Below are 5105 nucleotides of genomic sequence, written 5' to 3' on the forward strand. Positions count from 1 at the left end.
TGCCTGTCCGGCGTGCGGCGGCAGCCTCAGCCCGCTGGGCTGCGACGTGTCGGAGCAGCTGGAGCTCATCAGCAGCGCCTTCAGGGTTATCGAAACGCAGCGGCCGAAGCTGGCCTGCTGCAAGTGTGACCACATCATTCAGTCCCCGATGCCGTCAAAACCCATCGAACGCAGCTACGCCGGTCCCGGCCTGCTGGCGCGCATCGTCACGGCGAAGTTCGCAGAGCATACGCCTCACTACCGCCAGTCAGAGATATACCGCCGTCAGGGCGTGGAGCTGAGCCGGGCCACGCTGGGGAGATGGTCCGGGGCGGTGAGTGAACTGCTGGAGCCGCTGTATGACCTGCTGAAACAGTACGTGCTGATGCCGGGCAAGGTGCACACCGACGATATCCCGGTACCGGTTCAGGAGCCGGGCAGCGGCAAAACGCGCACTGCGCGGCTGTGGGTGTACGTGCGGGATGACCGTAACGCGGGTTCACAGCTTCCGCCTGCAGTCTGGTTCGCGTACTCGCCGGACCGTAAGGGCGTGCATCCGCAGCAGCACCTTGCCGGGTACAGCGGTATCCTGCAGGCGGATGCGTACGGTGGCTATAATGCGCTGTACGAGGACGGACGCATCACTGAGGCGGCCTGCATGGCGCACGCCCGACGAAAAATCCACGACGTGCACGTCCGTACACCAACGGATATCACCACCGAAGCGCTGAAACGCATCGGTGAGCTGTACGCCATCGAGGCGGAGATACGCGGCAGTCCGGCAGACGAACGGCTGGCGGTGAGAAAAACCAGAACCATCGCGCTGATGCTGTCGCTGTACGACTGGATACAGACACAGATGACGGGGCTGTCACGCCACTCGGATACGGCGAAGGCGTTCACGTACCTGCTGAAGCAGTGGGATGCACTCAACCTGTATTGCGGCAACGGCTGGGCCGAAATAGATAACAACATCGCTGAGAATGCCCTGCGCGGTGTTGCCCTGGGCCGGAAAAACTGGCTTTTTGCGGGTTCTGACAGCGGGGGGAAGCGGGCTGCTGTACTGTACTCCCTTATCGGGACCTGCCGGCTTAACGGCGTAGACCCGGAGGCGTGGCTACGTTATGTCCTGAGTCACATTCAGGACTGGCCTGTGAATCGTCTGCGTGATTTGCTGCCGTGGAAAACCGATCTCACATATACTGCATTAGCTCAGATCTGACCTGACCTGACACCGCTATGGCAAAGGGTTAAATCTAATATCACATGCCACTTTATGCCATAAGAGAAAAGTCAGTTCTCACACATTTAAGTGTAAAAACCCAGCCCGATTTTTCAATTTTGTTGTTTAAAATTAATTAATAATTATAAGCCACCTGATAAAAACTCCAAGTCCGAAAACAGCGAGTTGATAGTCATTTTTCATGAAATAATCTTTTCCCTGAAGTTAGAGCAAGCATTTCTATTAAATGAATCTGACAAAATAAATGCAATATTATATTTATTGGGAATTAATCAATGAAAAATAAGAAGGTCACTTCAGATTATGGAATTAGTAAATTAGGATGGTCTGTTTTAGCTGCGCAGTCTGCTGAACAACTTAGCCTTGCTACCGCCCCACTTTTGGCCGTCCTTCTGTTTGACGCAAATGCTGGGCAGATAGGATTATTAACAGCAATTCAGACGCTGCCTTTTCTTTTGATGTCAATCCCTTTGGGTTTACTGGCGGATCGCATACCTAAAAGGGCTATTATGCTAGCTGGAGAAACCTTGCGTGCGGTATCATTGGTATTAATGCTTGTCTTGTTTTTAACTTCAAAGCTTTCTATTTGCTGGTTAGCAATTCTAGGTTTCACTGGTGCTACAGGTACTGTAGGGTTTAATATTGCCTCACCGGGTCTGATCACATCTCTCGTACCGAGAGATCTGCTTTCAAAAGCCAATGCAAGAGTTGAGTTAGCACGTAGTAGTGCATTTTCTGCAGGACCGGCACTAGCAGGTACACTGGTTGCATGGGCTGGTGCTTCAAATGCTTTCCTGTTAGCTATAGTTTTATCTATAATTGCAATTCTTATAATATGGCGTATAAGGCCCGATCTACCATTTACAAAAGTTAAACACAGACATCCATTTATTGAAATCGCAGAGGGAGCGATATTTATCTGTAAAAATCCAATTTTGCGTCAAATCATCATTGTTGGTCTTATATTTAATGTTTCGTGGTTCATTTTACAGGCAGTTTATATCCCCTATGCAGTTCACACATTAGGGTTGAACGCACAATTAATAGGAGGGACTATGGCCATGTATGGATTAGGAATGGTCACCGGATCCCTAATTACTCATAGGGTTGGACACGTGATATTTTCATGGCGGGTAATACAAGTTGGGCCATTATCAGGTTTTCTGGCTGCTCTCAGTCTTGCCTTAACCCTAATCCAACCGACGTATCTGTTTGCAGGACTATGCTTTTTTTTACTGGGGGCCGGTCCGATGATGTGGACTATAACAACCACTACACTTCGCCAGAATATTACCCCCGACAATCTTATAGGTCGTGTAACCTCAGTTTTCTTAACTGTTAATGCTGGCGCACGCCCTATTGGAGCCGCTCTGGGCGGTGTATTAGGCACACATTATGGTAATACTGTTGCTATATTAATTGCTTTGGCTGGTTTTTTCTTACAAGCCACAGTATGCCTATATTTACCCATATCCAGCTTGCGTGAACTTACAATTAACAAATCAAAATGATGTTCACTTTTCGCTCAATGTAGACCTTAGTTTAAATCTGAGCTGATACATCGCTGAGTGCGCGAAAATACGGCGTATATGTGACGCTTACAAAAGAACAACGGTTCTTTGTCCCTTTGATAAATAAAATAGGGCTGTTTTTGGTCGCCGTCTTTTTTCCACTCAAACCAGCCTGATGCTGGCACAATAGCGCGGCCGTGCTCCCACAAAGGCTTAAACATACGCCCTGTCGCAGCTATTTCGCTGCGGGCGTTGATGAGCGGAGGCTTATCCCACCACTCCGGACCGTAGCCCCAGTACACGGGGTCAAACTTCAGATCGCCGTCGCGCTCATTAAGTAACAGGACCTTCGTGCCCGGAGACACGTTATAACGGCCGATGGGCTCTGCGTCGTAGGATAATTCCTCCGGGCCGATGCCCAGAGCTTCGAAAAAATCAATTCTGCTGTTGTATTGCGCAAAACGTCCACACATAAGCACCTCCTGCTATTCAGCATAGGCGGTAACATTTATTCGGAGGGTTCATTATGTCACATAATACTGCAGCCCGGTCCCGTGAAGAACTGAACCGTATTAACGTGGATTGAGATGCCCCGGCGTCGCGCCCAGCGACAACAGTCAGGAGAGTTACGCGAATATTTCAGAGTACAACTGGAGATATATTGCAAAGAGCTGTGAAAGCCCCAAGGGCCACAATCATCTTTATCAAAATGTAAATAGGAAATATTTTCTGTCGAAGGTGTGCGGATGCCTATCTAAAATTTAATCATGTGAAAAGCGTGAGTGGTTTTGATGTGTGGCATTATCAGGCTTTTTTTGAGCCTGTTAAATAGATGAGGGTTTTGCACATTTTACTGTTGGTTATTTAGTTGTATATATAGTCGGGAATGGGTGTAAATAGGTTACGTCAGCAGTCCTGTTTAAAGCTGAAATTAAAGAATTATAAAGCCTGGTTGTTTCACTCGGCACAAATCCATGAGAATAAATCGGGCCATATCCAGGTGCTAAGCACACAGTTTTAGTTTCATTTTGAAGTTTTTCTATTTTTGTAAAAAAGCAGTTTCTGTTGCAAAACAAGCTCAGTTCGTTATGCCCAAAGGACACTACTCTGAAGTAAGCGTTCGAGGGGTAATTTTTTTCCTGAATTTCAAATAGTAGCGTTTTAAGTTTACTAAGATTACCATATAGATGCATAATCTCATTATAAACAGCGGCGCTCATATTATTGGACATATAGCCTCCACCTGGAGAAAGAATGGCAATATCATCCTTAAGTAAAGTAATCACATTGGCAGCACTGCTACGTAACCTGTGTCGCTCCTCTGGAGTAAGAGAATGACCTCTGGCACCTATGGCTCTATACTTTACAAGTAGATGGGGCCATTCATCGAACAACGACTTTAACAACTCTTCATCAGATTTGATGAGGTCTGTTTCACCCTTTTCATGGCCATATATTCCCAATATATAAATATCATCCTGATCGACTTTTGCATAAACTGTATTGCCTGTTCTTTCAATAAAAAGCTTATATTTCCCGGTCTTTTGATTGGTTGTCCCAAGGTGAAAGTGATGAAGTCCGAAGTCATTCAGGAAGTCATCATTAAATTCGGCCCTCTTCAAATGGTGGCTTTGATGGCCATTAATGTCGATTCCAAGTTTCATTTTATTGACCAGATTGATAAATCCATCTGAGTTTTTTTCGGGCACTCTCAGTTTGCTGTGAACGTGCACAGTTCGCTTGCGCGGTTCTACGAGCCTTCTTTTCATGTTCAGAAGCAGAGATAAATAATCGTACTTTGTTGTTTCAGGCACTTTGAAGCCTGCATCGATAAGTCTCTGCTTGCATATGTGATTAATAGAATTATAAATATCGACGCAAATATCATTAAGCATTCTATGTGTCCCTGGATTCATCATCTACAGATTGCTAGGTATGATTTCTGACAAAGTTAAAACTACCAAGTGATTTTTTAACAAAACTATTATTTTTTTTCAATCCCGGCCCTTACATCTCATGCCAAATGAGTTTTGCCTTAATCATTTCTGAGTAATAGATGTCTACTGTATCTACTCAGCGACATCTTATTATGTTGTCGTGATGCTACGCCTACGTATATCTCCGACTGCCGGTAGTGAGGCGTGTGCTCCGCGAACTTCGCCGTGACGATGCGCGCCAGCAGGCCGGGGCCGGCATAGCTGCGCTCGATGGGTTTTGACGGCATCGGGGCCTGAACGATGTGGTCACACTTGCAGCAGACCAGCTTTGGCCGCTGCGTTTCGATAACCCTGAAGGCGCTGCTGATGAGATCCAGCTGCTCGGACATGTCGCAGCCCAGCGGGCTGAGGCTGCCGCCGCACGCCGGACAGGCG

Annotated in this window: 3 protein-coding genes and 2 pseudogenes; 2 read left to right on the forward strand and 3 right to left on the reverse strand. The window is 47.0% G+C overall.

What is annotated here, in order from left to right; all coding sequences use genetic code 11:
- Positions 1 to 1201, forward strand: a 1201-nt coding sequence (gene tnpC, locus F3J38_RS27630; protein ID WP_167144526.1) for an IS66 family transposase, incomplete at its 5' end; no start/stop codon positions are given.
- Positions 1202 to 1497: 296 nt separating this feature from the next.
- Positions 1498 to 2733 (forward strand): MFS transporter, encoded by a 1236-nt coding sequence (locus tag F3J38_RS27635; RefSeq protein WP_167144528.1) that lies wholly within the window; start codon positions 1498 to 1500, stop codon positions 2731 to 2733.
- A gap of 95 nt (positions 2734 to 2828) precedes the next feature.
- Here the strand turns inward: F3J38_RS27635 and F3J38_RS27640 are convergent.
- From F3J38_RS27640 to F3J38_RS27650, 3 genes and pseudogenes are all read right to left on the reverse strand, one after another.
- Positions 2829 to 3206, reverse strand: a pseudogene (locus F3J38_RS27640) (SOS response-associated peptidase family protein); the annotation flags it as partial.
- Positions 3207 to 3593: 387 nt separating this feature from the next.
- A complete protein-coding gene (locus tag F3J38_RS27645) occupies positions 3594 to 4628 on the reverse strand; it encodes a hypothetical protein (RefSeq protein WP_167144532.1) in 1035 nt (344 codons plus the stop codon).
- Between the two features lie 218 nt (positions 4629 to 4846).
- Positions 4847 to 5105 (reverse strand): annotated as a pseudogene (locus tag F3J38_RS27650) (IS66 family transposase zinc-finger binding domain-containing protein); the annotation flags it as partial.

This window comes from Candidatus Pantoea formicae (assembly GCF_011752625.1).
GTDB lineage: Bacteria > Pseudomonadota > Gammaproteobacteria > Enterobacterales > Enterobacteriaceae > Pantoea > Pantoea formicae.